This is a genomic window from Leclercia sp. CFBP8987 (assembly GCF_034044995.2).
Lineage (GTDB): Bacteria > Pseudomonadota > Gammaproteobacteria > Enterobacterales > Enterobacteriaceae > Enterobacter > Enterobacter tamurae.
On sequence record NZ_CM188255.1, the window covers coordinates 3,632,642 to 3,657,733 of the forward strand.

Below are 25,092 nucleotides of genomic sequence, written 5' to 3' on the forward strand. Positions count from 1 at the left end.
CACCTATTCTTGCCTGGTTTTCAAACAAAAACGAGCCCCTGAGAGCCCGTTTTTGCCGTTTTGTGACTTACTGCACTGCCACAATCTGGTCGTCTTTTTTCACCAGCTGTATCGTTTTGCCCGGGATCAGCTTCCCGGAGAGGATTTGCTGAGCCAGCGGGTTTTCGATCTGTTGCTGAATAGCGCGTTTTAAAGGACGAGCCCCGTATACCGGATCGTACCCATTCGCACTCAGCAGCTGCAGCGCGTCATCCGCAATCTGCATTTCATATCCACGCTCTTCCAGACGTTTGTACAGACGCTGCAGCTGAATATGGGCAATCGACGCAATGTGTTTTTCACCCAGCGGATGGAAGACCACCACCTCGTCGATACGGTTAATAAACTCAGGACGGAAGCTGTGGCTAACCACTCCCAGTACCAGATCCTTCATGTGACCGTAATCGAGTTCGCCGAAACGTTCCTGAATCAGATCGGAACCCAGGTTCGAGGTCATAATGACAACCGTGTTACGGAAGTCGACCGTTCTCCCCTGCCCGTCCGTCAGACGCCCATCATCCAGCACCTGCAGCAGGATGTTAAACACATCCGGATGTGCCTTTTCCACTTCATCCAGCAGGATGACGGAATATGGACGACGGCGAACCGCTTCTGTCAGATATCCGCCCTCTTCATAACCGACATAGCCCGGAGGCGCACCCACGAGACGCGACACGGAATGTTTTTCCATAAACTCGGACATGTCGATACGCACCATCGCGTCATCGCTATCGAACATAAAGTTCGCCAGCGCCTTACACAGTTCCGTCTTACCGACACCGGTTGGCCCGAGGAACAGGAAGGAGCCAATTGGACGATTAGGATCGGACAAACCTGCCCGGCTACGACGAATGGCATTCGATACTGCTTCAACCGCTTCATCCTGACCAATAACGCGATGATGGAGATCCTCTTCCATTCGCAGCAGCTTGTCGCGTTCGCTCTCCATCATTCTGGCAACCGGGATCCCGGTCCAGCGCGCCAGCACGTCGGCAATTTCTACTTCCGTCACTTTATTACGTAACAGACGCATGGTCTTGCCTTCCTGCTGGGTTGCCGCTGCCAGCTGTTTTTCCAGCTCCGGAATTTTACCGTACTGCAGCTCAGACATCTGGGCCAGATCGCCCACGCGGCGCGCCTGTTCGATGGCTATCTTCGCCTGCTCCAGCTCAGCTTTAATAGTCTGAGTACCGGAAAGGGACGCTTTTTCCGCTTTCCACTCTTCCTCTAAGCCGGAATATTGGCGCTCTTTGTCGCTCAGCTCTTCATTAAGCATATCCAGGCGCTTCTTACTCGCCTCATCCGACTCTTTCTTCAGCGCCTGCTGCTCAAGCTTGAGCTGAATGATTCGCCGATCGAGCCTGTCCAGCTCTTCCGGTTTTGAGTCTATCTGCATCCGGATGCTGGAGGCGGCCTCATCGATAAGGTCGATCGCTTTGTCCGGCAGCTGCCGGTCAGCGATATAGCGGTGCGACAAAGTCGCTGCCGCCACAATAGCCGGGTCAGTGATCTGCACGTGGTGGTGCAGCTCATAACGTTCTTTCAGGCCACGCAGAATGGCGATGGTATCTTCCACTGTCGGTTCAGCCACAAACACTTTCTGGAAGCGGCGTTCCAGGGCGGCATCTTTTTCAATGTACTGACGATACTCATCCAGCGTGGTGGCACCCACGCAGTGCAGCTCACCACGAGCCAGCGCCGGTTTCAGCATGTTCCCGGCATCCATGGCGCCGTCCGCTTTACCGGCACCCACCATGGTGTGCAGTTCATCGATAAACAGGATGACGTTGCCCTCCTGTTTCGCCAGATCGTTGAGCACGCCTTTTAAGCGCTCTTCAAACTCACCGCGGTATTTGGCCCCGGCCACCAGCGCGCCCATATCCAGCGCCAGTACACGACGGCCTTTTAAGCCTTCAGGAACTTCACCATTCACGATACGCTGCGCTAACCCTTCGACGATGGCAGTTTTACCGACACCCGGCTCACCGATCAGCACCGGGTTATTTTTGGTCCGGCGCTGCAGAACCTGAATGGTACGGCGGATCTCTTCGTCACGACCAATGACCGGGTCAAGCTTGCCCTGCTCAGCGCGCTCAGTCAGATCGACCGTATATTTCTTTAATGCCTGACGCTGATCCTCGGCACCCTGATCGTTCACGCTTTCACCTCCACGCATCTGTGCTATCGCCTGTGTCACGTTAGCGGTGGTTGCGCCGGCCGTTTTCAGCAGGTCGGTCAATGTGCCACGTGATTCAAGCGCCGCCAGAACAAAGAGCTCTGACGAAATAAAGTTGTCGCCGCGTTTCTGCGCCAGTTTGTCGCAAAGATTCAGTACGCGAACCAGATCCTGGGACGGTTGTACATCCCCGCCCGTGCCTTCTACCTGAGGTAGACGGCTCAATGCCTGATCGATGGCTGTACGTAACTGGCCCGCATTAATGCCGGCAGACGTGAGTAAAGGACGAACCGATCCCCCTTCCTGATTCAATAAGGCGCTCATGAGATGAAGAGGTTCGATAAATTGGTTGTCGTGCCCCAGTGCGAGTGACTGGGCATCAGCGAGAGCAAGCTGGAATTTATTAGTAAGACGATCCAGACGCATAACTCCTCCCATAACAGGTCAAAATTGCTACTGGAGATTAAATGAGGTCATCCCTCAATTATTCAAGGTGAATGACCTGAATTATGCGAAAAGAAAACGGCGCGTACCGGATCGTCTTGATTCTATAGGTTATATCAGCCAAATGAAACTTGCCATACGACCTGTCGTCTTGTCGCGACGATAGGAGAAGAAATCACCCTTTTCGCTGAAAGTGCAGCGATCGCCGCCATAGATCTGGTTGATGCCAAGATGGGTCAGGCGTTGACGGGCAAGCTGATAAATATCCGCCATGTACTTCTCCCCTAGCGGGCGAAAAGCGTTCTCTGCCTGCGCATCGTGCGCCATAAAGGCCTCACGAACTTCCGGGCCTACTTCAAAAGCCTGCGGACCAATCGCCGGGCCGAGCCAGGCGAGGATGTTATCCGCGCTATCCGCAAAGCAGGCTACGGTTTCTTCCAGCACGCCGGCGCAGAGTCCACGCCAGCCGGCATGGGCCGCGGCCACTTCGGTACCCGCACGGTTGCAGAAAAGCACCGGCAGGCAGTCGGCGGTCATGACGGCGCAGACGGTGCCCGGAGTATTGCTGTAAGAGGCATCGGCGCGTTTCGAGGCATAGGGTTCGCCGGTAAGACTGAGAACAGCCGTACCATGAACCTGCTCAAGCCAGACCGGTTTCGAGGGTAACTGGCCAGCAGCAAACAACCGCTTACGATTCTCTTCTACATGGTTGAGATCGTCACCACAGTGTGCGCCCAGGTTTAAGGACTCCCAGGCTCCCTCGCTGACACCCCCGATGCGGGTGGAACTGCAGGCCGCCACGCCTGCTGGCGCCGGCCACTCAGGGACAATCAGTTTGGTCATAACCAGTCCACTGCGTCCTTATGCTCTTCAAAATCGGCGCGCATGGCGTCGATAAGATCCACCATATCCTGTGGAATTGGCGCATGCCACTCCATCTCGATACCGGTGATCGGATGATAGAGACGCAGCATCGTCGCATGCAGAGCCTGGCGGTCAAATTTACGCAACATGGCGATAAACTCCTCTGACGCGCCTTTTGGCGGACGCGGACGGCCACCGTACAGCTGATCGCCCACCAGCGGATGGGTGATGTGCGACATATGCACGCGGATCTGGTGAGTACGACCGGTTTCCAGACGCAGACGCAGACGTGTATGGATACGGAAATGCTCCATGATGCGATAGTGCGTGACCGCCGGTTTACCCATCGGATGAACCGACATATGGGTACGCTTGGTCGGATGGCGACTGATAGGCTGCTCTACAGTACCGCCGGAGGTCATATGACCGATTGCCACCGCTTCGTATTCACGAGTGATTTCACGCAGCTGCAGTGACTCAACCAGACGCGTTTGCGCTGGAATAGTTTTGGCCACGACCATCAGGCCGGTGGTGTCTTTATCCAGACGGTGAACGATCCCCGCACGGGGTACGTCAGCGATCGGCGGATAATAGTGCAGCAGTGCATTCAGCACTGTGCCATCAGGGTTGCCTGCGCCAGGGTGGACAACAAAGTCACGCGGCTTGTTGATCACTAAAATGTCGTCATCTTCGTAGACGATGTTCAGCGGGATATCCTGAGGCTCAAAACGGACTTCTTCTTCGATATCAGCATTGATGGCGACCACTTCCCCACCCAACACTTTCTCTTTTGGCTTGTCCCAGATCTTGCCGTTTACCAGCACGCGCTGGTCAAGAATCCATTCTTTTATGCGTGAACGCGAATAATCAGGGAACATTTCGGCCAAAGCCTGATCTAAGCGTTGTCCGAGTTGTTTTTCGGAGACTGTTGCGGTGAGTTCTACTCGTTGTGCCATAGACTGCTTCTTCGTTTAACGTTGGGTTTTACGGCTTTGCCGTTTAATATAGTGTGCTATTGTAGCTGGTCTTAATCGGGAGCAGGAAAGATTCTCCCGGACAAACATTTGAGGAAAGTCAAAACGTCATGACGCGCATGAAATATCTGGTGGCAGCGGCCACGTTGAGCCTGGCTTTGGTGGGCTGCTCCGGTTCGGGTGAACAGGTCCCTGACAATCCGCCGAATGAAATCTATGCGACTGCTCAGCAAAAGCTGCAGGACGGTAACTGGAAACAGGCGATAACGCAACTGGAAGCGCTGGATAATCGTTATCCATTTGGCCCGTATTCCCAGCAGGTACAGTTGGATCTGATCTACGCTTACTATAAAAATGCCGATCTGCCACTGGCCCAGGCGACGATTGATCGCTTTATGCGTCTGAATCCGACCCATCCAAATATTGATTACGTCATGTATATGCGCGGCCTGACTAACATGGCGCTGGATGACAGTGCGCTGCAAGGCTTCTTTGGGGTTGATCGTTCAGACCGTGACCCTCAGCACGCCCGCGATGCGTTCAATGACTTCTCCAAACTGGTACGTGGCTATCCGAACAGCCAGTACGTGACGGATGCCAGCAAACGTCTGGTGTTCCTGAAAGATCGTCTGGCGAAATATGAATACTCTGTTGCGGAATACTATACCCGCCGCGGAGCATATGTTGCCGTCGTGAACCGTGTTGAAGGCATGCTGCGTGATTATCCGGATACTCAGGCAACACGCGATGGCCTGAAGCTGATGGAAAATGCCTATCGCGAGCTGCAGATGACATCTCAGGCTGACAAAGTGGCGAAGATTATCGCTGCCAACAGCAGTAGCTCCTGATTCTTTTGGTAGATAAATGCAAAACGGCAGCCTCAGGGCTGCCGTTTTGTTATCCGTTTTCGGATTAAGCTGAACCGGTTTAGCTCGCACCAATCCTATCAACTATGGCCGCAATTTCTTATTACGACAAGGCAAAAGTTGCTTCTTCCTGTCCTGCCTCACAAAAAGAATCCGTTGACAAAAAGTGACATTAAAATGTGATTTAGATCACACAAATTGACATTAAGAACGGTATGCTGGAATCACCAAGACGGGAAAGACAAGAGGTAAAATTTATGACAATGAACATTACCAGTAAACAAATGGAAATTACTCCGGCTATCCGCCAGCACGTCGCAGACCGTCTCGCCAAACTGGATAAATGGCAAACACACTTGATTAACCCGCATATCATTCTCTCTAAGGAGCCACAGGGTTTCATCGCTGACGCAACTATCAATACTCCAAACGGCCATCTGGTCGCCAGCGCGAAACATGAGGATATGTACACCGCAATCAACGATTTGATTAACAAGCTGGAACGGCAGCTCAATAAAGTGCAACACAAAGGTGAAGCCCGTCGCGCCGCAACATCGGTGAAAGACGCCAGCTTCGCAGAAGAAGTTGAAGATGAATAATCCTTTACATTGAGTCTATCGCCAACGCGCCTTCGGGCGCGTTTTTTGTTTTTTATTGACAGGGTGAAAACAGTACGGGTACTTTAAGACTGTCTTTTGAAGGAATCATCCATGACCATTAAACCGTTTTTCTTCGCATTCTTTTTTACCTTCCCCTGATTGGGAGGCGTTTCGTCGTGTGATAAAGAATGCGAAGACGAACAACAAGGCCTCCCACACCGGGGGGCCTTTTTTATTGATAACGATAATATGATTAAGGCAACGCTATGACACCGGAAAACCCGTTACTGGATCTGCGAGACAAGATCAGCGCTCTGGATGAAAAATTGCTGTCGCTGCTGGCCGAACGCCGTGCGCTGGCCGTCGAGGTAGGAAAAGCAAAGCTGGCGTCGCATCGTCCGGTACGCGACATCGATCGTGAGCGCGACCTGCTGGAACGCCTGATCAATCTCGGCAAGACCCACCATCTGGATGCACACTACATTACCCGCCTGTTCCAGCTGATTATTGAAGACTCCGTCCTGACGCAGCAGGCGTTGCTGCAACAGCATCTCAACAAGACCAACCCGCATTCGGCGCGTATTGCCTTCCTGGGGCCGAAAGGGTCCTATTCCCACCTCGCCGCGCGTCAGTATGCGGCCCGTCACTTCGAAGAGTTTATTGAGAGCGGCTGTGCGAAGTTCGCGGATATCTTCAACCAGGTAGAAACCGGGCAGGCAGATTACGCTGTCGTGCCGATCGAGAATACCAGTTCCGGCGCAATCAACGACGTATACGATTTGCTCCAGCACACCACCCTGTCGCTGGTTGGCGAGATGACTATCCCTATCGACCATTGCGTGCTGGTATCCGGCACCACCGACCTCGACAAAATCGAGACGGTATACAGCCACCCGCAACCCTTCCAGCAGTGCAGTCAGTTCCTGAACCGTTATCCGGGCTGGAAAATTGAATATACCGAGAGCACCTCGGCGGCGATGGAAAAAGTGGCGCAGGCCAATTCCCCTACAGTGGCCGCGCTGGGCAGCGAAGCGGGCGGCGCGCTGTATGGGTTGCAGGTGCTGGAGCGTAACCTCGCTAACCAGACGCAAAACATCACCCGCTTCATCGTGCTGGCGCGTAAGGCGATTAATGTTTCCGATCAGGTTCCGGCTAAGACTACCCTGCTGATGGCGACCGGTCAGCAGGCCGGTGCGCTGGTAGAAGCCCTGCTGGTACTGCGAAATCACAATCTGATTATGACCAAACTGGAATCACGCCCGATTAATGGCAACCCGTGGGAAGAGATGTTTTATCTCGACATCCAGGCCAACCTGGAATCTGCATCCCTGCAGAAAGCCCTGCGCGAACTGGGTGAGATCACCCGTTCAATGAAGGTGCTGGGCTGCTATCCGAGCGAAAACGTGGTCCCGGTTGATCCTGCTTAACGCGCTATAAACGGCCCTTTTTTCACCCCTGCCACGCTGACGGGCAGGGTGAAAATGGCGCCCGAAAGGGGATAGGCCGCAATCTCTTCAGGCTCCATATTCTCCCGGGTGGTGGTGATAAACAGCGTTTGCATATCATCGCCACCGAAACAGACCATCGTCGGACAGCGCACCGGCAACCGGTACTCTTCCAGCTGTTCACCCTGGGGTGAAAAACGTGCGATCCGCCAGCCGTCGAACAGCGCGCTCCAGTAACATCCTTCGACATCCACGGCCGCACCATCCGGGATCCCCTCCCCTGGCTGGAACCGACGAAAGACCTCCCGTTTACCCGGCTCGCCCTGCTCATCCAGCGGGGTGCGATAGATCACTGCGTTAGGGGTGTCGGAGGTATACATCCATTGCCTGTCGTCGCTGAATGCCAGACCGTTATGACCGTGGATATCACACTGAATGACCTCCGGCGTCAGGTCGTTATCGATCCGCATTAGCAGGGCGCCGTTGTAGTCCCCCGGCGCCCAGAAGGTGCCCGCATAGAAGCGGCCAAAATGATCGGTTCCCCCGTCATTAAAACGCGCCAGCTGTGGGTTGGACGGATTATCACAGACCTTGCGTTGCAGCAGGCCGTGTTTATCCGCCAGCCAGATGCCCGTCCGCATGGCGACAATAAAGCCCCCACCCTCGCGTAGCGCGAAGCAGCCCACCTCTTCATGGAAGGATAAAACCTTGTGTTCACCTGTGGCGAGGTGGTAGCGATGGATCTCGCCCTCCAGAATATCTGCCCAGTAGAGGGCGCTTTCCGCTTCGCTCCAGGTCGGACACTCCGGTAAGTGCCCCGTATATTCAAACAGAACGCGTGGTTCAGCCATGACAAATCCCCAAAATGAAAAAAGCCAGCAGTGCTGGCTTTCAGTATATACATCATCAGATTACTGGCGACTGTCATTCGCCTGCCGTAGCAGAATGCGACTCTCGCTCTGGAAGCGTTGGGCATAATCGCCAAACCAGTGTTCAACCTTACGGAAGCTGTCGATAAACGCCTGCTTATCGCCGTGTTCCAGGAGGGTGATCGCCTCCCCAAAACGCTGGTAGTAACGCTTGATCAGCGCCAGGTTATTGCCCGAAGACATAATGATATCTGCATAAAGCTGCGGATCCTGGGCAAACAGCCGTCCGACCATCGCCAGTTCGAGACGATAGATCGGTGACGACAGCGACAGCAGTTGCTCAAGCTGAACATTCTCTTCCGCCAGGTGCAGGCCATACGCGAAGGTTGCGAAGTGGCGCAGCGCCTGGATAAAGGCCATATTCTGATCGTGCTCGACGGCGCTGATCCGGTGCAACCGCGCGCCCCACACCTGAATCTGCTCCAGGAACCACTGGTAGGCTTCAGGCTGACGGCCATCGCAGTAGACGACTACCTGCTTCGCCAGGCTGCCGCTGTCCGGGCCGAACATCGGGTGGAGCCCGAGCACCGGACCGTTATGCGCGGCCAGCATCGCCTGCAGCGGACCATTTTTTACCGAGGCCAGATCGACCAGAATACAGTCTTCCGGCAGCGGTGGCAGTTTAGCAATAATCTCTTCGGTGACATGAATCGGGACGCTGACAATGACCATGCCCGCGTCGGCAACCATCGTCTGCGCCTGGGCCCAGTCCTCTTTTTCGAGAATGCGCACCTGGTAACCAGAGAGCGTCAGCATCTTCTCAAACAGACGTCCCATCTGCCCGCCGCCACCAACAATCACCACCGGACGCAGGGTCGGACAGAGCGTTTTAAAACCTTTGTCGTTTTCGCTGGAGTAAGACTCACGCATCACGCGGCGCAGCACATCTTCAATCAGATCCGGCGAGACGCCCAGCGCCTGGGCCTCTTTGCGCCGGGATGCCAGCATAGAGGCTTCGCGCTCCGGCACGTAAATCGGCAAACCGTATTTACTTTTCACTTCGCCGACTTCAGCAACCAGAGCCATACGGCGCGCCAGCAAATCCAGCAGCGCCTTATCCACCTCGTCAATTTGATCGCGCAAGGCGGTCAATTCAGCAACCATAACAAACCTCTTAAGCCAGACGCGTCGCCAGCTGGCCGTTCAAATCTTTGTGGATCTCACGCAGCAGCGCATCGGTGGTTTCCCAGCTGATACAGGCATCGGTTACGGAAACCCCGTGCTTCATGGCGCTGCGCGGCTGTTCGGATGACTGATTGCCTTCATGGATGTTGCTCTCAATCATCAGGCCAATAATCGAACGGTTGCCATCTTTGATCTGCGCGACGACGGATTCCGCCACCGCAGGCTGACGACGGTAATCTTTATTCGAATTACCATGACTGCAATCTACCATCAGTGCCGGGCGCAGTCCCGCCTGTTCCATCTCTTTTTCACACTGGGCAACATCTGCCGGACTGTAGTTTGGCGCTTTGCCACCGCGCAGGATGACGTGGCCATCCGGGTTGCCCTGAGTCTGCAGCAGACAAACCTGGCCGGCCTGGTTGATGCCGACAAATCGGTGCGGCATGGCCGCAGCACGCATGGCGTTGATGGCTGTCGCCAGGCTACCGTCGGTACCGTTTTTAAAGCCAACCGGCATTGAGAGACCGGAGGCCATTTCACGGTGAGTTTGTGATTCTGTGGTACGTGCGCCGATGGCGGACCAGCTGAACAGATCGCCCAGGTATTGCGGGCTGTTCGGATCCAGCGCTTCCGTTGCCAGCGGCAGGCCCATGTTAACCAGCTCCACCAGAAGATTACGCGCAATCTTCAGGCCAGCTTCCACATCAAACGAGCCATCCATGTGCGGATCGTTAATTAACCCTTTCCAGCCGACGGTGGTGCGGGGTTTTTCAAAATAGACGCGCATGACCAGGTAGAGGCTATCGCTGACCTCCTCGGCCAGAGCTTTAAAACGATGCGCATATTCGATGGCGGTTTCTGGATCATGAATGGAGCACGGACCACATACCACCAGCAGACGCGGATCGCGCCCGGCAATAATGTCGGAGATGGTCTGGCGGGAGTGCGCAATTTGCGCCTCTTGCTCAACGCTCAGCGGGAATTCCGCTTTCAGTTGATCCGGAGTGATCAGAATATGTTCATCACTAATATGTACGTTGTTCAGCGCGTCTTTTTGCATGATTGCGATCCTGGAAGCTCGTTTGCGATAGTTGTTTCCTCGATGAGGAAGCCCAACGATACCACACCGAGTAAAGATTGCAATCCACAATTCGTAAACATTACGTTACATAGCTATTAAAAGAGTCATAAAAACGGTAAATCCGTAAACTTATCATTACATTTAGTGGATTTTCTGTTTAACTTAAGCTCGCCCTTTTGCTTATAAAAAAATTACTACATTTCACAAGAGAAACCGGTTCGCAATATTGATTGTTTTTAATGAAAGAAATACTGGCGACATTACATTTTTGTCGTTAATAGTGCCTAATACCAATAAGATAACTTTCGATATATATTAATCTGGAGGCACGGAGAACTTACGGAATATTCTTATGCCATTTACGTAAATTAGATCCCGTCGCATAAATTTACTTATGCTAACAATTTACTTGGGCTTTTTTCTGGCCCACGTTTTTTTTGATCTATGCTTAATTAAGATTGGTAAACAATTTCATAAGCCTACCTTGGTTAATCCTGATTTAAGGCTTTTATTTAAATAGTAATATCCCGGGTAAAACATGACGGATAAATACGATGACGGAAAAAAGCGGCACACCGTTACCCTCGCAGAAGAGCGCCTTGAGCTGGGTACGAAGAAAGTTGTAGATCGCCGCGTACGTATCACCCGCGCCACGCGGGTCGACGAGAAAAATATTACCGCCGAATTGACGCAGGAAAATGCGGACATCAAGCGCTTCGCCAAAAACGAAGTGTTGGAAGCGCAAAATATTCCTCAGATCCGGCAGGAAGGTGATGTAACGATCATCCCCATTATTGAAGAGCGTGTTGAAATAATTAAACATTACGTTCTTACTGAAGAAATCCACATTATTAAGAAACGCAGTACCGAGAGACATCAGGAAATTATCACATTGCGTTCTCAGGAAATTATTATTTCAACGGAAGATAAATGACATCCTTTACGACTTAACATGAGGAATATGAAATATGGCACATGAAAAAATCGTTACGGCGTTCACCCAACCGCAGCAGGCGGAAGTTGCTAAACAGAAACTTATTGCCGAAGGTGTACCAGAGGATGACATCGATATTATTGCGGGCGAAAGATTACATGTTGAAGACAAAGAGATTCGCCACCCAAGCTTCTGGCAGCGTCTGTTCGGCGATGATGTCGATGATAACTATGCAGCAGAATACAGCAAAGCCATCCGGGCAGGCGGCGTACTGCTGACGGCTCGGGTTGATGAGGATGACGCAGGCAGAATTGAAAACCTGCTGGATACCTATTCAAATGATTATGCTGTAAACAGCGGCCCAGGTAACGATCTCTATGGTAAAAATTACCTCGGTGAAACGAATGATGTGGGTAACCGCACTCAAGGACAGCCTGGGGTGAACACGGCCGCTCCTCTTTTAGATGAAGATATCGTGACCAATAAACCGCTACCTGCTGATGCTGACTATGTCAGCGGAGGCACTGTTTCATCGGGTGTCGCAGGACGTGTCTCAGATACAACCTCAAGAGATTACGACGCGCCAACAGATTTTCCGGAGCGTGTTTCAGATGATATTCAGGCGAATCCGTCTTACAGAGAAGACGATAGCCGTGAAACGCTGAAGCTGGCCGAAGAGCAGATCGACGTTAGTAAACGCCGGGTGAGCGATGGTAAAGTTCGTCTGCGCCGCTATACGGTTGAAGATGAGGTCTCGAGAGATATCTCTCTTACCGCCCAGCATGCCAGCGTTTTCCGTTCTGCCATTAACGAACCGGGTTATCTTAACGATGTGGACTGGTCCGAGAAGACGCTTGAAGTTGAAGAGTCTCATGAGGAGCCAGTGGTAGATAAAACGACTTATGTCCGCGAAGAAGTCGGCCTGCGTACAGAAACCACAGAGCGTGCTGAAACGGTGAAAGACACGGTTCGTCGACAGGAAGTTGAAGTCGATAAAAACGACCTTGACAGCGATCTCAATAAAACGAAGTACCCACCAAAAGAGTAATACCTTGCAGGCGTGTTAACTGGGGTTCGTCACCCGATGGACGACCTTGCAAATAAGCGTTAAAAAAGGGGGTTAGCATGATGCTACCCCCCTTTTTTATCTACAGGTTTTCTGATGCTGTGAAAGCACTGTACTCGTTCACACGCGCTTTAATACAAGCACGTCAGCAATAACCAACAGCAGCAGGCTACAACCCATCACCGGCATTGCCAGGCCCAGCAGAACGCTTACGACAACGCACACAGCGCGGCCCCCTACTGGTAGCGCCAGCCAGCTCTGACACAGCGTCTGGGCCGGTTCCGTCGCCGCCTGCCGGGGGCGACGCATCCACCACATCCGGTAGCCCCAAACAATCATGACGCATAGTGCGAGTCCAAAGGCGATCAGCACCAGCTGATTAGGCAGGCCAAACAGCACACCCATGTGGAAATCCACACCCCAGCGGGTCAGTTTGGCCATCAGCGGGTAATCCGCAAAGCGGGTGCGATCCACAACGGTCAGGGTCGCGGGGTCCACTGCCACGGCATCAACCTGCGTCGGCCAGCCGCGATCGATCTCCGTCACCGTCCACGCCTGAGAAGCACGCTTCGCCGGGCGGATCTCCAGCTTCGTGGCATCAATGCCCGCGGCATTTGCCGCCTGCAGCACGCCGTCATAGAGGGCCAGGTCCGGCTTCATCTCCGGCATGGGCATGGTCATGTGATGACCCTGGTGCTCAGCATGCGGATCGGCTTTTTCAGCCGGGCCATGTAGCTGCGTGTTCACCTGCGGTGTGAGCCAGTTCATCTCTGCCCGCAGTTTATCCACATTCCCCCCCGCCCACTGGGACCAGGTCAGGCCGGTGGCCGAGAAGAGCAGCATGCCCAGCAACAGGCTCCAGCCGAGGGAGACATGCAGACGACGGCGATTCTGAAATCGGTTATTGATGCGCCTTTTTGGCCGGGTATAGAACCACAGGGCAATCCCCCCCAGCGCGGCGATCCACATCCACGATGCTGCCAGCTCGCTGTAAAGACGTCCCACCTCTCCCAGCAGCAAAGATCGATGCAGATAATCAATTTTCTGGCGTAACGGCAGAATGCCGCTGGTGCCGTAGACGGTCATATCTCCGCGCACCTCCAGGCTCACCGGATCGATAAAGATGGCCCGGTTTTCCGAGGCATTCAGCGCCGGGTCAATATACATCACCCGGGTGGTTTCCCCTGTTGTCAGGCCCGGACGTATCGCCTGTAGCCGCAGCTCGCCCCCGGTCACCTTTTCCGCGACGGCGATTTGCTCGGCAAGGGGACGTGCGGTGCCCCCGGTCTCGCTGAACAGCGCGTGATGATAAAGCGCATTTTCCAGCTGCGGCGTTGCGACATACAGCGTTCCGGAGAGCGCGGCGATAAAGATAAACGGTCCGACAAACAGACCAATATAGAAGTGAAGACGACGCAGCAGGTTGCCCCATGCTGCGCGCGGAGTGCAGGTAGTCATGCTTTCCCTTTTTAAGGCAAAAAGTTATCGATACACCGGGGTGTACGTTTTTTTACGCGGATTAAGCAGACAGGTGCGGTGGCGCGCGGGTATCGGGACAGAGCCAGGGGAAGAAATGCCAGTGGTATACGGTAGGTCGCGGTGGTGTGAGACGTTGTCGGAGTAAGACCGCGCTTAACAGCAGCACCAGGGCCAGGATAACGCCCGGCACATGGGCCAGCAGCACGCAGTACCCGCAGGCTTCGGCATGGTCGACAGGGATACTGTCAGACGGCGCATGGTGCTCCGTCATCATGCTCATGTCGTGGTGCATGCCGGGCATCGCGCTCATGGGATCTTTTTGCAACGAGACAGAGACCAGCGGCGCAAAGACGATCATCAGGATCGCAAATAACGCGAGACCTGCCGCGATACGTTGCCACTGTGCCTGATGCTGTTTTGTCGTCACTTCCCCTCCGTCAAAGCCCGGGCATTGTAAACGATTTATGACGGCAAGGTTAACGTGCAGAGCACACAGAGATAAAAAAAGGGCCAGCCTTTCGGCCAGCCCTTTTTACAGGATGTCGCTTAAGCGAATCTTAGTTCAGACGCTCTTTAATACGAGCAGACTTACCAGTACGCTCACGCAGGTAGTACAGTTTAGCTTTACGTACAGCACCACGACGTTTAACAGCAATGCTGTCAACTACCGGAGAGTGAGTCTGGAAGACACGCTCAACGCCTTCGCCGTTGGAAATTTTACGAACAGTGAATGCAGAGTGCAGACCGCGGTTACGAATAGCGATAACCACGCCCTCGAATGCCTGCAGACGTTTTTTGGAACCTTCAACAACCCATACTTTCACTTCCACGGTATCACCCGGACGGAAGGAAGGTACGTCCTGCTTCATCTGCTCTTGTTCAATTTGCTTAATAATGTTGCTCATAATTTAATCTCTTATCCTGGGTAAACTGATATTCGGGGGCCTCAGGCCATCCCATCATGTTTCTGCTGCTGGTGCGCGTGTTCTTTTTTGAACTCGGCCAGCAACTTTGCTTGCTCTTCAGTCAGAGCCAGGTTTTCCAGAAGTTCAGGTCTTCTAAGCCAGGTACGGCCCAGCGACTGCTTCAGGCGCCAGCGACGAATCTCGGCATGGTTTCCCGACAGTAATACCGGCGGTACCTCCATCCCTTCTAACACTTCAGGACGGGTATAGTGTGGACAGTCCAGCAATCCATCAGCAAAAGAGTCTTCTGTTGCTGATGCTTCATGGCCCAGTACTCCCGGAATGAACCGGGAAACGGAGTCAATCAGCGTCATTGCCGGTAACTCACCACCGCTGAGAACGTAATCGCCGATAGACCATTCTTCGTCAATCTCGGTCTGAATTACGCGCTCATCTATCCCTTCGTAGCGACCGCACACCAGAATCAGTTTCTGATTCGTTGCCAGTTCGCTGACGCCCGCTTGATCAAGCTTGCGTCCCTGAGGTGACAGATAAATCACCTTTGCGCCTTCACCTGCCGCGGCTTTTGCTGCTGCGATGGCATCCCGTAAGGGTTGAACCATCATGAGCATCCCCGGTCCGCCGCCGTAAGGACGTTCGTCCACGGTACGGTGCCGGTCATGGGTGAAGTCACGTGGACTCCAGCTTTCGATGCTCAGCAGGCCATTTTTTACTGCCCGGCCAGTTACCCCGTAATCAGTAATCGCGCGGAACATTTCAGGAAACAGGCTAATTATGCCAATCCACATAGCGCCGTCTTTTACCGTTTTCAGGAGAATTTAAAAACCAGGATCCCAATCTACTTCAATGGTTTGAGTAGCGAGATCGACTTTCTTGATAACCTGCCCATCGAGGAACGGAACCAGCCGCTCCTTGATACCGAACGCATCTTTCAGGTTTGCCTTAATGACGAGAACGTCATTGGATCCGGTTTCCATCATATCGATGACTTTCCCCAGACCGTAACCTTCAGTGGTCACTACCTGGCAACCGATAAGGTCTTTCCAGTAGTAGCCATCTTCCAGCTGAGGCAGCTGCGACGAATCCACGACAATTTCACAATTAGTCAGTGCATTCGCGGCATCGCGATCGTCAACGCCTTTCAGCTTGATGACGATGTCCTGATTGTGGTGACGCCAGCTTTCCAGCTCGACCTCTTGCCACTGACCCGCCTTCTGGATAAACCAGGGCTGATAGTCAAAAATGCTTTCAGCGTCTTCGGTGGAGGAAAACACTCTGAGCCAGCCACGGATACCGTAGCAAGAACCCATTTTGCCCAATACAATCGGTTCAACAGGTGCTTTTTTGCTCATCATGACCACCGTGACAGATTAAGCTGCTTTGTTTGCTGCTTTGATCAGCGTAGCAACGCGATCGGATACAGTAGCGCCCAGGCCAACCCAGTGAGCGATACGATCCAGATCCAGACGGGTTTCTTCTTCTGCGCCAGAGGCCAGTGGGTTGAAGAAACCAACGCGCTCGATGAAGCGACCGTTGCGTGCATTACGGCTGTCAGTAACAACAACCTGGTAGAACGGACGCTTTTTCGCGCCGTGACGTGCTAAACGAATAGTTACCATAACATCCTCTTGTGTGAATAAAACACCGGGCTCCATCGGAGGGAAGGAGCCCGGTGTCATATTAAAAGCCCGAAAATTTTACTGATTTCTGGGGAAAATGCAATCAACAGTTGCGGATCCGCCGTAAAAGGCCGATTAACGCCCAGGGAATCCTGGCGGCATCATCCCTTTCATCCCACGCATCATTTTGGCCATACCGCCCTTCTTCATCTTCTTCATCATGCGCTGCATGTCGTCGAACTGCTTCAGAAGGCGGTTAACGTCCTGGACCTGCATCCCGCAGCCCGCCGCGATACGGCGTTTACGGGAGCCTTTAATGATTTCCGGCTTGGCACGCTCTTTCAGCGTCATGGAGTTAATAATCGCCTCCATCCGCACCAGAACTTTATCGTCCATCTGCGATTTTACGTTGTCCGGGATCTGGCCCATGCCCGGCAGCTTGCCCATCAGGTTCGCCATACCGCCCATGTTTTTCATCTGGCGCAGCTGTTCCAGGAAGTCGGTCAGATCGAAGCCGTCGCCTTTTTTCAGCTTGGTCGCCAGCTTCTCGGCCTGCGCGCGGTCAACTTTGCTCTCGATATCTTCGATCAGCGACAGCACGTCGCCCATGCCGAGGATACGGGAAGCGATACGGTCCGGGTGGAACGGCTCCAGTGCTTCGGTCTTCTCGCCGACGCCGAGGAATTTAATCGGCTTACCGGTAATATGACGAATAGAGAGCGCCGCACCGCCGCGGGCGTCGCCGTCCACTTTGGTCAGAACCACACCGGTTAACGGCAGTGCTTCGTTAAACGCTTTCGCCGTATTCGCCGCATCCTGACCGGTCATGGCATCGACCACAAACAGGGTTTCAACCGGATTGATCGCGGCATGTACCTGTTTGATTTCGTCCATCATCGCTTCATCAACGTGCAGACGACCGGCGGTATCCACCAGCAGCACGTCGAAGAACTTCAGCTTCGCTTCTTTCAGCGCCGCATTAACGATGTCGATCGGCTTCTGCGACACGTCAGACGGGAAGAAGTCGACGCTAACCTGTTCAGCCAGGGTCTCGAGCTGCCTGATCGCCGCCGGGCGATAGACGTCAGCAGAGACGACCAGCACTTTCTTCTTGTGCTTCTCGCGCAGGAATTTACCCAGCTTAGCGACGCTGGTGGTTTTACCCGCACCCTGCAGACCGGCCATCAGCACTACCGCTGGCGGTTGCGCCGCGAGGTTCAGGCTCTGGTTCTCTTCGCCCATCGCCGAAACCAGTTCGTTACGGACGATTTTGACGAACTCCTGACCCGGGGTCAGGCTCTTGTTCACTTCATGTCCAACCGCTTTCTCTTTAACGCGGTTGATGAAATCACGCACGACCGGCAACGCGACGTCTGCTTCAAGCAGTGCCATGCGCACTTCGCGCAGCGTCTCTTTGATGTTGTCTTCGGTAAGGCGTCCACGGCCGCTGATGTTGCGCAGCGTGCGCGACAAACGATCGGTTAAATTATCAAACATTGTCTCTCGCCTGGGGTAGAAACGTTAGGTCGCTGACGCGACACGTACACAGAATTTTGCCGCAGTATAACATGATGCCGCCTTTGTTGTTATGCAACGGTTGGAGCACGCGTCACGTAACGTTATACTGCCTCTCTTTCTCATCAGGATAACTGTCGACACCTCTATGCCTGTTTTCGCACTGATCGCCCTTGTGGCGTACTCTGTCAGCCTCGCGCTGATCATCCCTGGCCTGCTACAAAAAAACAGCGGCTGGCGGCGAATGGCTATTTTGTCGGCTGTCATCGCGTTGATAAGTCATGCTTTTGCGCTCGAAGCGCGCATTCTGCCGGGAGACGGCAGCGGGCAAAACCTGAGCCTGCTTAACGTCGGGTCGCTGGTCAGCCTGATGATCTGTACGGTGATGACCATTGTGGCCTCGAAAAACCGCGGCTGGCTGCTGTTGCCGATAGTCTACGCCTTTGCGCTGATCAACCTCGCCTTTGCCACCTTTGTGCCAAACGAGTTCATCACTCACCTTGAAACCACTCCGGGGATGATGGTGCATATTGGCCTGTCGCTGTTCTCATATGCGACGCTGATCATTGCCGCACTGTACGCGCTCCAGCTGGCCTGGATTGACTACCAGCTCAAGAACAAAAAACTGGCCTTCAGCAATGAAATGCCGCCGCTGATGACCATCGAGCGCAAGATGTTTCACATCACCCAGGTCGGGGTAGTCTTGCTGACGCTCACGCTGAGTACCGGCCTGTTTTATATGCACAATCTCTTCAGCATGGAGAATATCGACAAGGCCGTGCTCTCCATCATCGCGTGGTTTGTCTATATTGTCCTGTTATGGGGCCATTATCATGAAGGCTGGCGCGGTCGCCGCGTAGTCTGGTTCAACGTTGCGGGAGCAGGCCTCCTGACAATGGCTTATTTTGGTAGCCGCATCATCCAGCAGATCGCCGGCTAAGCAACCAAGGAGTTCCCCCTGGAACACATCTCCACCACCACGCTGATCATCACCCTGATCGTTATGGTGGTTATCTCCGCCTATTTCTCCGGCTCAGAAACCGGCATGATGACGCTGAACCGCTACCGGTTACGTCATCGCGCCAAACAGGGTAACCGGGCCGCCCGTCGCGTGGAAAAACTGCTGCGCAAACCGGATCGCCTGATAAGCCTGGTGCTTATCGGCAATAACCTGGTCAACATTCTCGCCTCTGCGCTGGGCACCATTGTCGGCATGCGTCTGTACGGCAACGCCGGGGTCGCCATCGCCACCGGGGTGCTGACCTTTGTGGTACTGGTTTTTGCCGAAGTGCTACCGAAAACCGTCGCCGCGCTCTACCCCGAGAAGGTCGCCTATCCCAGCAGTTTCCTGCTGGCGCCATTACTCATCCTGATGATGCCCCTGGTCTGGCTGTTAAACGGCGTGACGCGCGTGCTGATGCGCATGGTGGGCATTAAAGCGGATGTGGTGATCAGCAGCGCGCTGAGCAAGGATGAACTGCGCACCATCGTGCATGAATCACGCTCGCAAATTTCCCGCCGCAACCAGGATATGCTGCTGTCAGTACTGGATCTGGAAAAGGTCAGTGTCGACGACATCATGGTGCCGCGCAACGAGATCGTCGGTATCGACATTAACGATGACTGGAAGGCGATTGTCCGCCAGCTGACCCACTCCCCGCATGGCCGCATCGTGCTGTACCGGGATTCGCTGGATGACACCATCAGCATGCTGCGCGTGCGCGAAGCCTATCGTCTGATGACCGAGAAAAAAGAGTTCACCAAAGAGGTGCTGCTGCGTGCAGCGGATGAGATCTATTACATCCCGGAAGGCACACCGCTCAGCACCCAGCTGATTAAATTTCAGCGCAACAAAAAGAAAGTGGGTCTGGTGGTCGATGAGTATGGCGATATCCAGGGTCTGGTGACGGTAGAGGATATTCTGGAGGAGATCGTGGGCGACTTTACCACCTCCATGTCCCCTTCCCTCGCCGAAGAGGTCACGCCGCAGAACGACGGCTCGGTTCTGATTGACGGTAGCGCGAACGTCCGTGAACTGAACAAAGCCTTTAACTGGCAGATGCCGGAAGAGGAAGCCCGCACCATTAACGGCATGATTCTGGAAGCGCTGGAGGAGATCCCGGCGGCAGGTACGCGGGTGCGTATTGGCCAGTACGATATTGATATCCTGGACGTGCAGGACAATATGATTAAGCAGGTGAGAGTGTTGCCGGTTAAACCGCTCAGGGAGAGCGTCGCGGAGTAAGCTGTTGTAGGCCGGGTCAGGCGAAGCCGCCACCCGGCACTACGGGAGGCCATTTACGCCTTAGCTTTCGCCACGGAGACCATCGCCGCGCGAATGGTACGACCGTTCAGGGTATAGCCTTTCTGCATCACCATCAGCACGTTACCGGCAGCCACGTCTTCAGACTCCACCATCGCAATCGCCTGATGCACGTTCGGATCCATCGGCACGTTGGTGTCGGCAACCACTTCCACGCCAAACTTCTTCACCACGTCGAGCATGGATTTCAGCGTCAGTTCGATCCCTTCAACCATCGGGGCCAGGTCCGGGTTCGCTTTATCCGCTACTTCCAGGGCGCGATCCAGGCTGTCGATAACCGGCAGCAGTTCGTTGACGAACTTCTCCAGCGCAAATTTATGCGCCTTTTCAACGTCCAGCTCGGTACGGCGACGCAGGTTTTCCATTTCCGCTTTGATACGCAGGATGCCATCGCGCTCGCGATTCTGGGCTTCAACTACCTGAGCTTCCAGATTCGCAATTTTTTCATCGCGCGGATCCACCTGCTCAGCACCAGCCTCAGGCTCTGCAGCCTCAACCTCTTCGTGCTGTTCCGTGATAATTTCTTCCGGGGCTTGCCCCTCAGGCGTTTTCTGTTCTTTACTACTCATGAATTTCTCCGCGTTTTTCTGCATTCAACTCGCTAACTTCGCTTATTATGGGGATCAGTTTCCGGGATTCAAGGGAACAAGCCACATTGTCATCATTCATTCGCACAAGGACCTTCAGAAAATGAGCAACCATTTCAAGTGTATTGGGATTGTCGGTCATCCACGTCACCCTACTGCGTTGACGACACATGAAATGCTGTATCGCTGGCTGTGCGCGAAGAACTACGATGTGATTGTTGAACAACAGATTGCCCAGGAACTGCAGCTTACCAATGTCAAAACCGGCACGCTGGCGGAAATCGGTCAGCAGGCCGACCTGGCGGTGGTGGTCGGGGGCGACGGCAATATGCTCGGCGCCGCGCGAACCCTCGCCCGTTACGATATTAAAGTCATTGGCATTAACCGTGGCAACCTGGGCTTTTTAACCGACCTCGACCCGGATAACGCCCAGCAGCAGCTCGCCGACGTGCTGGAAGGCCACTACATCAGTGAAAAACGCTTTTTACTGGAAGCCCAGGTGTGTCAGCAGGATTGCCAGAAGCGGATCAGCACCGCCATTAACGAAGTGGTACTGCATCCGGGAAAAGTAGCGCACATGATTGAATTCGAAGTCTATATCGATGAAATCTTTGCCTTCTCGCAGCGCTCCGATGGGCTGATTATTTCTACTCCCACCGGCTCTACGGCCTATTCGCTCTCAGCGGGCGGCCCGATCCTCACCCCGTCGCTGGATGCCATCACTCTGGTGCCAATGTTCCCGCATACCCTCTCGGCACGCCCGCTGGTGATCAACAGCAGCAGCACCATCCGGCTGCGTTTCTCGCACCGCCGTAACGACCTGGAGATCAGCTGCGACAGCCAAATCGCGCTGCCCATTCAGGAAGGGGAAGATGTGCTCATTCGCCGCTGCGATTATCACCTGAATCTGATCCACCCGAAAGACTACAGCTATTTCAACACATTAAGCTCCAAGCTCGGCTGGTCGAAAAAATTGTTCTGAAATAGCATCCAGGACTTTACTGTATAAAAAACCAGTTTATACTGTACACAAACACAGTTATGGTTTTTCATACAGGAAAACGTTTATGCTGGCACAACTGACCATCAGCAACTTCGCCATCGTTCGTGAGCTCGAAATTGATTTCAACAGCGGAATGACAGCTATCACCGGGGAAACCGGTGCCGGTAAATCTATTGCGATTGATGCGCTCGGGCTGTGCCTTGGCGGTCGTGCCGACGGCGACATGGTTCGCGCTGGCGCCAGCCGCGCCGATCTCTGCGCTCGTTTCTCCCTGAAAGATACCCCTGCCGCCCTGCGCTGGCTTGAACAGAACCAGCTTGAAGATGGGCGTGAGTGCTTACTTCGCCGTGTTCTCAACAGCGACGGCCGCTCCCGTGGCTTTATTAACGGTACCGCGGTGCCGCTGTCCCAACTGCGCGAACTGGGCCAACTGTTAATCCAGATCCACGGCCAGCACGCCCATCAGCAGCTGATCAAACCTGAGCAGCAGAAGTCCTTACTCGACGGCTATGCCGGTGAGTCTGACCTTATGCAGCTGATGGCGGCGCACTATCGTCAGTGGCACCAAAGCTGCCGTGAACTGGCGCTGCATCAACAGCAGAGCCAGGAGCGGGCAGCCCGCGCCGAACTGCTGGCCTATCAGCTGAAAGAGCTAAACGAATTCAGCCCGCAGCCGGGCGAGTTTGAGCAGATTGACGAAGAGTACAAACGTCTCGCCAACAGCGGTCAGCTGCTCTCCACCAGCCAGCAGGCGCTGAACCTGATGGCCGATGGCGAGGATGTGAATCTGCAAAGCCAGCTCTATACCGTGCGCCAGTTAGTGACCGAGCTGGCGGGCATGGACAGCAAAGTGTCCGGTATGCTGGATATGCTGGAAGAGGCGGCGATTCAGATCTCTGAAGCCAGTGACGAGCTGCGTCACTACTGCGAGCGTCTTGATCTCGATCCCAACCGTCTGTTTGAGCTGGAACAGCGCATTTCGCGCCAAATTTCTCTGGCGCGTAAGCACCACGTTTCGCCTGAGGAGCTGCCTGCATTCCACCAGTCCCTGCTTGATGAGCAACATCAGCTCGACGATCAGGCCGACTCGCTGGAGACCCTCTCTCTGGCCGTCAGCGTGCATCACCAGCAGGCGATGCAAACCGCCACGCAGCTGCACAATGTCCGCCAGCGTTACGCTCAGGAGCTGAGCCAGCACATCACAGAGAGCATGCATCTGCTATCGATGCCGCACGGCGTTTTCACTATCGACGTGAAGCTCGAAGACAATCACCTGACGGCCGAAGGGGCAGACCGCATTGAATTCCGCGTGACCACTAACCCGGGCCAGCCGCTGCAGGCTATCTCCCGGGTCGCGTCCGGCGGTGAGCTGTCGCGTATCGCCCTGGCGATTCAGGTGATCACGGCGAAGAAAATGGAAACCCCGGCGCTTATCTTCGATGAAGTGGATGTCGGTATCAGCGGTCCGACCGCGGCGGTAGTCGGTAAACTGCTGCGTCAGCTTGGCGAGTCCACCCAGGTTATGTGTGTGACCCACCTGCCGCAGGTTGCAGGTTGCGGCCACCATCACTTCTTCGTCAGCAAAGAAACTGACGGCGAGATGACCGAAACGCACATGCAGCCGCTGGACAAACGCGCCCGTCTGCAGGAACTGGCCCGTCTGCTGGGCGGCAGCGAAGTCACCCGCAACACGCTGGCGAACGCGAAAGAACTGCTGGCCGCGTAAACTTTTTCGGTATCTCAGGGTCATACAGAATAATAAAAACGCCGACAGACCTGACGCCAGAGGTTTTAATGTGGTGAAAGGTCTATTATCATCGGCATATTACATATGAGCCGTCGCGTATTGCCCGGGCCGGAAAAGGAATCAAATCACTATGCGCTGTAAAACGCTGACCGCTGCCGCAGCGGTTCTTCTGATGATGACCGCAGGCTGCTCCACTCTGGAAAAAGTGGTTTACCGCCCTGACATCAACCAGGGGAACTATCTCGCTCCTAACGATGTGTCTAAAATTCGTGTCGGTATGACGCAGCAGCAGGTTGCCTATGCCCTGGGTACCCCAATGATGTCCGATCCATTCGGCACCAATACCTGGTTCTACGTGTTCCGCCAGAAGCCAGGCCATGAAGATGTGTCCCAGCAGACACTGACGCTGACCTTCAGCAGCAGCGGCGTACTGACCAACATCGACAACAAACCGGCGCTCACCAAAGAGTAAGGTTTCAGAAATGCAAAAAGGTGCTCATTGAGCACCTTTTTTGTTTTCTCGCAGCCTGTAGCCCCGGTAAGCGCAGCGCCACCGGGGAAGCTAACTTATTTAGCGGACTTCTCCGCGCGCTGGCGACGCAGCTCTTTCGGATCGGCAATCAGCGGGCGATAGATCTCCACCCGATCACCGTCCCTCACGCTATCGGCCAGTTTGACCGGACGGCTGTAAATCCCGACTTTGTTTTTCGCCAGATCGATATCGCTGCGCAGCGTCAGCAGGCCGGAGGCGCGGATCGCCTCTTCAACGGTGGCACCCTCTTCCAGGGTTACGCGCTGCAGATACTGCTTTTCCGGCAGCGCGTAGGCCACTTCCACCACGATGTTAGCCGGCACTGTAGACCTCTTTGGCGCGCACCGTAAAGGCCTGGACCATATTCGCCGCCAGCTCTTTAAACACGCGACCAAACGCCAGCTCAATCAGGGCGTTGGTAAATTCAAAGTCGAGATGGAACTCGATCCGGCAGGCATCGGCACTGAGCGGGACGAACTTCCATCCGCCCATCAATTTCTTGAACGGGCCATCCACCAGATGCATCAGAATGCTCTGGTTATCGGTCAGGGTGTTACGGGTGGTGAACGTCTTGCTGATCCCGGCTTTGGAAACATCCACCGCTGCCGTCATTTGCGTCGGGCCTGAGTCCAGCACGCGGCTCCCGGTACACCCCGGGATAAACTCCGGATATGACTGAACGTCGTTCACTAACTGGTACATTTGTTCCACACTGTAGGGGACAAGCGCAGTACGACTAATCTGAGGCATAGCATTTTTCCTGATCAAACAACCGACAAATAATAGCATTTATCACCTGTTAAAAAAACGCTGAGCCTC

At 54.1% G+C, this 25,092-nt stretch carries 27 protein-coding genes and 1 other annotated feature; of the genes, 11 read left to right on the forward strand and 16 right to left on the reverse strand.

Annotated elements, in window-relative coordinates; genetic code table 11:
- Positions 1 to 67: 67 nt before the first annotated feature.
- The 3 genes from clpB to rluD form a co-directional block, all read right to left on the reverse strand.
- Complete coding sequence (gene clpB / locus SOM40_RS17440) at positions 68 to 2,641, reverse strand: ATP-dependent chaperone ClpB (RefSeq protein WP_320530423.1); 2,574 nt, start codon at positions 2,639 to 2,641, stop codon at positions 68 to 70.
- A 129-nt stretch (positions 2,642 to 2,770) separates the two neighbouring features.
- Positions 2,771 to 3,502, reverse strand: coding sequence for a purine nucleoside phosphorylase YfiH (gene yfiH / locus SOM40_RS17445; RefSeq protein ID WP_320530424.1), 732 nt, complete (start codon positions 3,500 to 3,502; stop codon positions 2,771 to 2,773).
- Positions 3,499 to 4,479: a 23S rRNA pseudouridine(1911/1915/1917) synthase RluD gene (gene rluD / locus SOM40_RS17450; protein ID WP_106995040.1), complete on the reverse strand. Its 981-nt coding sequence runs from the start codon at positions 4,477 to 4,479 to the stop codon at positions 3,499 to 3,501. Before rluD ends, yfiH begins: the two co-directional genes overlap by 4 nt.
- Positions 4,480 to 4,607: 128 nt before the next feature.
- Here rluD and bamD point away from each other — a divergent pair, with 128 nt between their 5' ends.
- The 4 genes from bamD (at position 4,608) to pheA (ending at position 7,389) form a co-directional block, all read left to right on the forward strand.
- Entirely contained in the window at positions 4,608 to 5,345 is a 738-nt protein-coding gene (gene bamD / locus SOM40_RS17455; protein ID WP_106995039.1) for an outer membrane protein assembly factor BamD, read from the forward strand.
- 275 nt (positions 5,346 to 5,620) lie between these two features.
- Complete coding sequence (gene raiA / locus SOM40_RS17460; RefSeq protein WP_106995038.1) at positions 5,621 to 5,962, forward strand: ribosome-associated translation inhibitor RaiA; 342 nt, start codon at positions 5,621 to 5,623, stop codon at positions 5,960 to 5,962.
- 110 nt (positions 5,963 to 6,072) lie between these two features.
- Positions 6,073 to 6,198 (forward strand) — a sequence feature (Phe leader region).
- Entirely contained in the window at positions 6,074 to 6,121 is a 48-nt protein-coding gene (locus tag SOM40_RS17465) for a hypothetical protein (RefSeq protein ID WP_193312005.1), read from the forward strand. It overlaps the preceding feature by 48 nt.
- A 30-nt stretch (positions 6,199 to 6,228) precedes the next feature.
- The gene (gene pheA, locus SOM40_RS17470) at positions 6,229 to 7,389 is read left to right on the forward strand and encodes a bifunctional chorismate mutase/prephenate dehydratase (RefSeq protein ID WP_106995037.1); all 1,161 of its coding nucleotides are present in this window, start codon (positions 6,229 to 6,231) and stop codon (positions 7,387 to 7,389) included.
- Here the strand turns inward: pheA and SOM40_RS17475 are convergent.
- The 3 genes from SOM40_RS17475 to aroF are packed head-to-tail and all read right to left on the reverse strand — an operon-like array spanning position 7,386 to position 10,521.
- On the reverse strand, positions 7,386 to 8,258 hold the full coding sequence (locus SOM40_RS17475) for an SMP-30/gluconolactonase/LRE family protein (RefSeq protein ID WP_320530425.1): 873 nt from the start codon (positions 8,256 to 8,258) through the stop codon (positions 7,386 to 7,388). The two genes, pheA and SOM40_RS17475, sit on opposite strands and share 4 nt — an antisense overlap.
- A gap of 60 nt (positions 8,259 to 8,318) precedes the next feature.
- The gene (gene tyrA / locus SOM40_RS17480) at positions 8,319 to 9,440 is read right to left on the reverse strand and encodes a bifunctional chorismate mutase/prephenate dehydrogenase (RefSeq protein ID WP_106995035.1); all 1,122 of its coding nucleotides are present in this window, start codon (positions 9,438 to 9,440) and stop codon (positions 8,319 to 8,321) included.
- Between the two features lie 10 nt (positions 9,441 to 9,450).
- Positions 9,451 to 10,521, reverse strand: a complete 1,071-nt coding sequence (aroF, locus tag SOM40_RS17485) for a 3-deoxy-7-phosphoheptulonate synthase AroF (protein WP_106995034.1) — start codon at positions 10,519 to 10,521, stop codon at positions 9,451 to 9,453.
- Between the two features lie 559 nt (positions 10,522 to 11,080).
- Between aroF and SOM40_RS17490 the strand changes: the two genes are divergently transcribed.
- Positions 11,081 to 11,476: a DUF2382 domain-containing protein gene (locus SOM40_RS17490; protein WP_320530426.1), complete on the forward strand. Its 396-nt coding sequence runs from the start codon at positions 11,081 to 11,083 to the stop codon at positions 11,474 to 11,476.
- Between the two features lie 34 nt (positions 11,477 to 11,510).
- Positions 11,511 to 12,524 (forward strand): YsnF/AvaK domain-containing protein, encoded by a 1,014-nt coding sequence (locus tag SOM40_RS17495; RefSeq protein WP_320530427.1) that lies wholly within the window; start codon positions 11,511 to 11,513, stop codon positions 12,522 to 12,524.
- 138 nt (positions 12,525 to 12,662) lie between these two features.
- On the opposite strand, the gene SOM40_RS17500 is transcribed toward SOM40_RS17495, so the two are convergent.
- The 7 genes from SOM40_RS17500 to ffh form a co-directional block, all read right to left on the reverse strand.
- Positions 12,663 to 14,000, reverse strand: a complete 1,338-nt coding sequence (locus tag SOM40_RS17500) for a PepSY-associated TM helix domain-containing protein (RefSeq protein ID WP_320530428.1) — start codon at positions 13,998 to 14,000, stop codon at positions 12,663 to 12,665.
- Positions 14,001 to 14,061: 61 nt separating this feature from the next.
- Positions 14,062 to 14,379, reverse strand: a complete 318-nt coding sequence (locus SOM40_RS17505) for a DUF2946 family protein (RefSeq protein ID WP_501050881.1) — start codon at positions 14,377 to 14,379, stop codon at positions 14,062 to 14,064.
- 199 nt (positions 14,380 to 14,578) lie between these two features.
- Entirely contained in the window at positions 14,579 to 14,926 is a 348-nt protein-coding gene (gene rplS / locus SOM40_RS17510; RefSeq protein WP_006178051.1) for a 50S ribosomal protein L19, read from the reverse strand.
- Between the two features lie 41 nt (positions 14,927 to 14,967).
- Positions 14,968 to 15,735: a tRNA (guanosine(37)-N1)-methyltransferase TrmD gene (gene trmD, locus SOM40_RS17515; protein WP_106994998.1), complete on the reverse strand. Its 768-nt coding sequence runs from the start codon at positions 15,733 to 15,735 to the stop codon at positions 14,968 to 14,970.
- Positions 15,736 to 15,765: 30 nt separating this feature from the next.
- Positions 15,766 to 16,302: a ribosome maturation factor RimM gene (gene rimM, locus SOM40_RS17520; RefSeq protein WP_370635116.1), complete on the reverse strand. Its 537-nt coding sequence runs from the start codon at positions 16,300 to 16,302 to the stop codon at positions 15,766 to 15,768.
- Between the two features lie 15 nt (positions 16,303 to 16,317).
- The gene (rpsP, locus tag SOM40_RS17525) at positions 16,318 to 16,566 is read right to left on the reverse strand and encodes a 30S ribosomal protein S16 (protein WP_106994996.1); all 249 of its coding nucleotides are present in this window, start codon (positions 16,564 to 16,566) and stop codon (positions 16,318 to 16,320) included.
- Positions 16,567 to 16,701: 135 nt separating this feature from the next.
- Positions 16,702 to 18,063 carry a signal recognition particle protein gene (gene ffh / locus SOM40_RS17530; RefSeq protein WP_320530430.1) on the reverse strand — a complete coding sequence of 454 codons (1,362 nt, stop codon included), beginning with the start codon at positions 18,061 to 18,063 and terminating at the stop codon, positions 16,702 to 16,704.
- Positions 18,064 to 18,229: 166 nt separating this feature from the next.
- Here ffh and SOM40_RS17535 point away from each other — a divergent pair, with 166 nt between their 5' ends.
- On the forward strand, positions 18,230 to 19,021 hold the full coding sequence (locus SOM40_RS17535) for a cytochrome C assembly family protein (RefSeq protein ID WP_106994994.1): 792 nt from the start codon (positions 18,230 to 18,232) through the stop codon (positions 19,019 to 19,021).
- An 18-nt stretch (positions 19,022 to 19,039) separates the two neighbouring features.
- Entirely contained in the window at positions 19,040 to 20,326 is a 1,287-nt protein-coding gene (locus SOM40_RS17540) for an HlyC/CorC family transporter (protein WP_106994993.1), read from the forward strand.
- 53 nt (positions 20,327 to 20,379) lie between these two features.
- Here SOM40_RS17540 and grpE read toward each other — a convergent pair whose 3' ends face one another.
- Positions 20,380 to 20,973 carry a nucleotide exchange factor GrpE gene (gene grpE, locus SOM40_RS17545; protein ID WP_146145537.1) on the reverse strand — a complete coding sequence of 198 codons (594 nt, stop codon included), beginning with the start codon at positions 20,971 to 20,973 and terminating at the stop codon, positions 20,380 to 20,382.
- A 121-nt stretch (positions 20,974 to 21,094) separates the two neighbouring features.
- Here grpE and nadK point away from each other — a divergent pair, with 121 nt between their 5' ends.
- The 3 genes from nadK to bamE all read left to right on the forward strand — a co-directional run bounded on the left by nadK (position 21,095) and on the right by bamE (position 24,213).
- Positions 21,095 to 21,973 carry an NAD(+) kinase gene (gene nadK / locus SOM40_RS17550; protein WP_077227861.1) on the forward strand — a complete coding sequence of 293 codons (879 nt, stop codon included), beginning with the start codon at positions 21,095 to 21,097 and terminating at the stop codon, positions 21,971 to 21,973.
- Positions 21,974 to 22,058: 85 nt separating this feature from the next.
- Positions 22,059 to 23,720: a DNA repair protein RecN gene (gene recN / locus SOM40_RS17555; protein WP_166183439.1), complete on the forward strand. Its 1,662-nt coding sequence runs from the start codon at positions 22,059 to 22,061 to the stop codon at positions 23,718 to 23,720.
- Positions 23,721 to 23,871: 151 nt separating this feature from the next.
- The gene (gene bamE, locus SOM40_RS17560) at positions 23,872 to 24,213 is read left to right on the forward strand and encodes an outer membrane protein assembly factor BamE (protein ID WP_166183442.1); all 342 of its coding nucleotides are present in this window, start codon (positions 23,872 to 23,874) and stop codon (positions 24,211 to 24,213) included.
- Between the two features lie 95 nt (positions 24,214 to 24,308).
- Here the strand turns inward: bamE and SOM40_RS17565 are convergent, their stop codons facing one another.
- Complete coding sequence (locus tag SOM40_RS17565) at positions 24,309 to 24,596, reverse strand: RnfH family protein (RefSeq protein ID WP_106994989.1); 288 nt, start codon at positions 24,594 to 24,596, stop codon at positions 24,309 to 24,311.
- Positions 24,586 to 25,023 (reverse strand): type II toxin-antitoxin system RatA family toxin, encoded by a 438-nt coding sequence (locus SOM40_RS17570; protein WP_207630083.1) that lies wholly within the window; start codon positions 25,021 to 25,023, stop codon positions 24,586 to 24,588. The genes SOM40_RS17565 and SOM40_RS17570 overlap by 11 nt, the downstream gene beginning before the upstream one ends.
- Positions 25,024 to 25,092: the final 69 nt, after the last annotated feature.

Bases quoted from the DNA above. Each gene is read 5' to 3' on its own strand.
- SOM40_RS17495 (WP_320530427.1), top strand. From the start codon at position 11,511: ATGGCACATGAAAAAATCGTTACGGCGTTCACCCAACCGCAGCAGGCG.
- SOM40_RS17535 (WP_106994994.1), top strand. From the start codon at position 18,230: ATGCCTGTTTTCGCACTGATCGCCCTTGTGGCGTACTCTGTCAGCCTC.
- SOM40_RS17500 (WP_320530428.1), bottom strand. From the start codon at position 14,000: ATGACTACCTGCACTCCGCGCGCAGCATGGGGCAACCTGCTGCGTCGT.
- rluD (WP_106995040.1), bottom strand. From the start codon at position 4,479: ATGGCACAACGAGTAGAACTCACCGCAACAGTCTCCGAAAAACAACTC.
- grpE (WP_146145537.1), bottom strand. From the start codon at position 20,973: ATGAGTAGTAAAGAACAGAAAACGCCTGAGGGGCAAGCCCCGGAAGAA.
- bamE (WP_166183442.1), top strand. From the start codon at position 23,872: ATGCGCTGTAAAACGCTGACCGCTGCCGCAGCGGTTCTTCTGATGATG.
- trmD (WP_106994998.1), bottom strand. From the start codon at position 15,735: ATGTGGATTGGCATAATTAGCCTGTTTCCTGAAATGTTCCGCGCGATT.
- rpsP (WP_106994996.1), bottom strand. From the start codon at position 16,566: ATGGTAACTATTCGTTTAGCACGTCACGGCGCGAAAAAGCGTCCGTTC.
- clpB (WP_320530423.1), bottom strand. From the start codon at position 2,641: ATGCGTCTGGATCGTCTTACTAATAAATTCCAGCTTGCTCTCGCTGAT.
- SOM40_RS17505 (WP_501050881.1), bottom strand. From the start codon at position 14,379: ATGATCGTCTTTGCGCCGCTGGTCTCTGTCTCGTTGCAAAAAGATCCC.
- aroF (WP_106995034.1), bottom strand. From the start codon at position 10,521: ATGCAAAAAGACGCGCTGAACAACGTACATATTAGTGATGAACATATT.
- rplS (WP_006178051.1), bottom strand. From the start codon at position 14,926: ATGAGCAACATTATTAAGCAAATTGAACAAGAGCAGATGAAGCAGGAC.
- SOM40_RS17490 (WP_320530426.1), top strand. From the start codon at position 11,081: ATGACGGATAAATACGATGACGGAAAAAAGCGGCACACCGTTACCCTC.
- yfiH (WP_320530424.1), bottom strand. From the start codon at position 3,502: ATGACCAAACTGATTGTCCCTGAGTGGCCGGCGCCAGCAGGCGTGGCG.
- SOM40_RS17475 (WP_320530425.1), bottom strand. From the start codon at position 8,258: ATGGCTGAACCACGCGTTCTGTTTGAATATACGGGGCACTTACCGGAG.
- nadK (WP_077227861.1), top strand. From the start codon at position 21,095: ATGAGCAACCATTTCAAGTGTATTGGGATTGTCGGTCATCCACGTCAC.
- bamD (WP_106995039.1), top strand. From the start codon at position 4,608: ATGACGCGCATGAAATATCTGGTGGCAGCGGCCACGTTGAGCCTGGCT.
- rimM (WP_370635116.1), bottom strand. From the start codon at position 16,302: ATGATGAGCAAAAAAGCACCTGTTGAACCGATTGTATTGGGCAAAATG.
- raiA (WP_106995038.1), top strand. From the start codon at position 5,621: ATGACAATGAACATTACCAGTAAACAAATGGAAATTACTCCGGCTATC.
- ffh (WP_320530430.1), bottom strand. From the start codon at position 18,063: ATGTTTGATAATTTAACCGATCGTTTGTCGCGCACGCTGCGCAACATC.
- recN (WP_166183439.1), top strand. From the start codon at position 22,059: ATGCTGGCACAACTGACCATCAGCAACTTCGCCATCGTTCGTGAGCTC.
- pheA (WP_106995037.1), top strand. From the start codon at position 6,229: ATGACACCGGAAAACCCGTTACTGGATCTGCGAGACAAGATCAGCGCT.
- SOM40_RS17570 (WP_207630083.1), bottom strand. From the start codon at position 25,023: ATGCCTCAGATTAGTCGTACTGCGCTTGTCCCCTACAGTGTGGAACAA.
- tyrA (WP_106995035.1), bottom strand. From the start codon at position 9,440: ATGGTTGCTGAATTGACCGCCTTGCGCGATCAAATTGACGAGGTGGAT.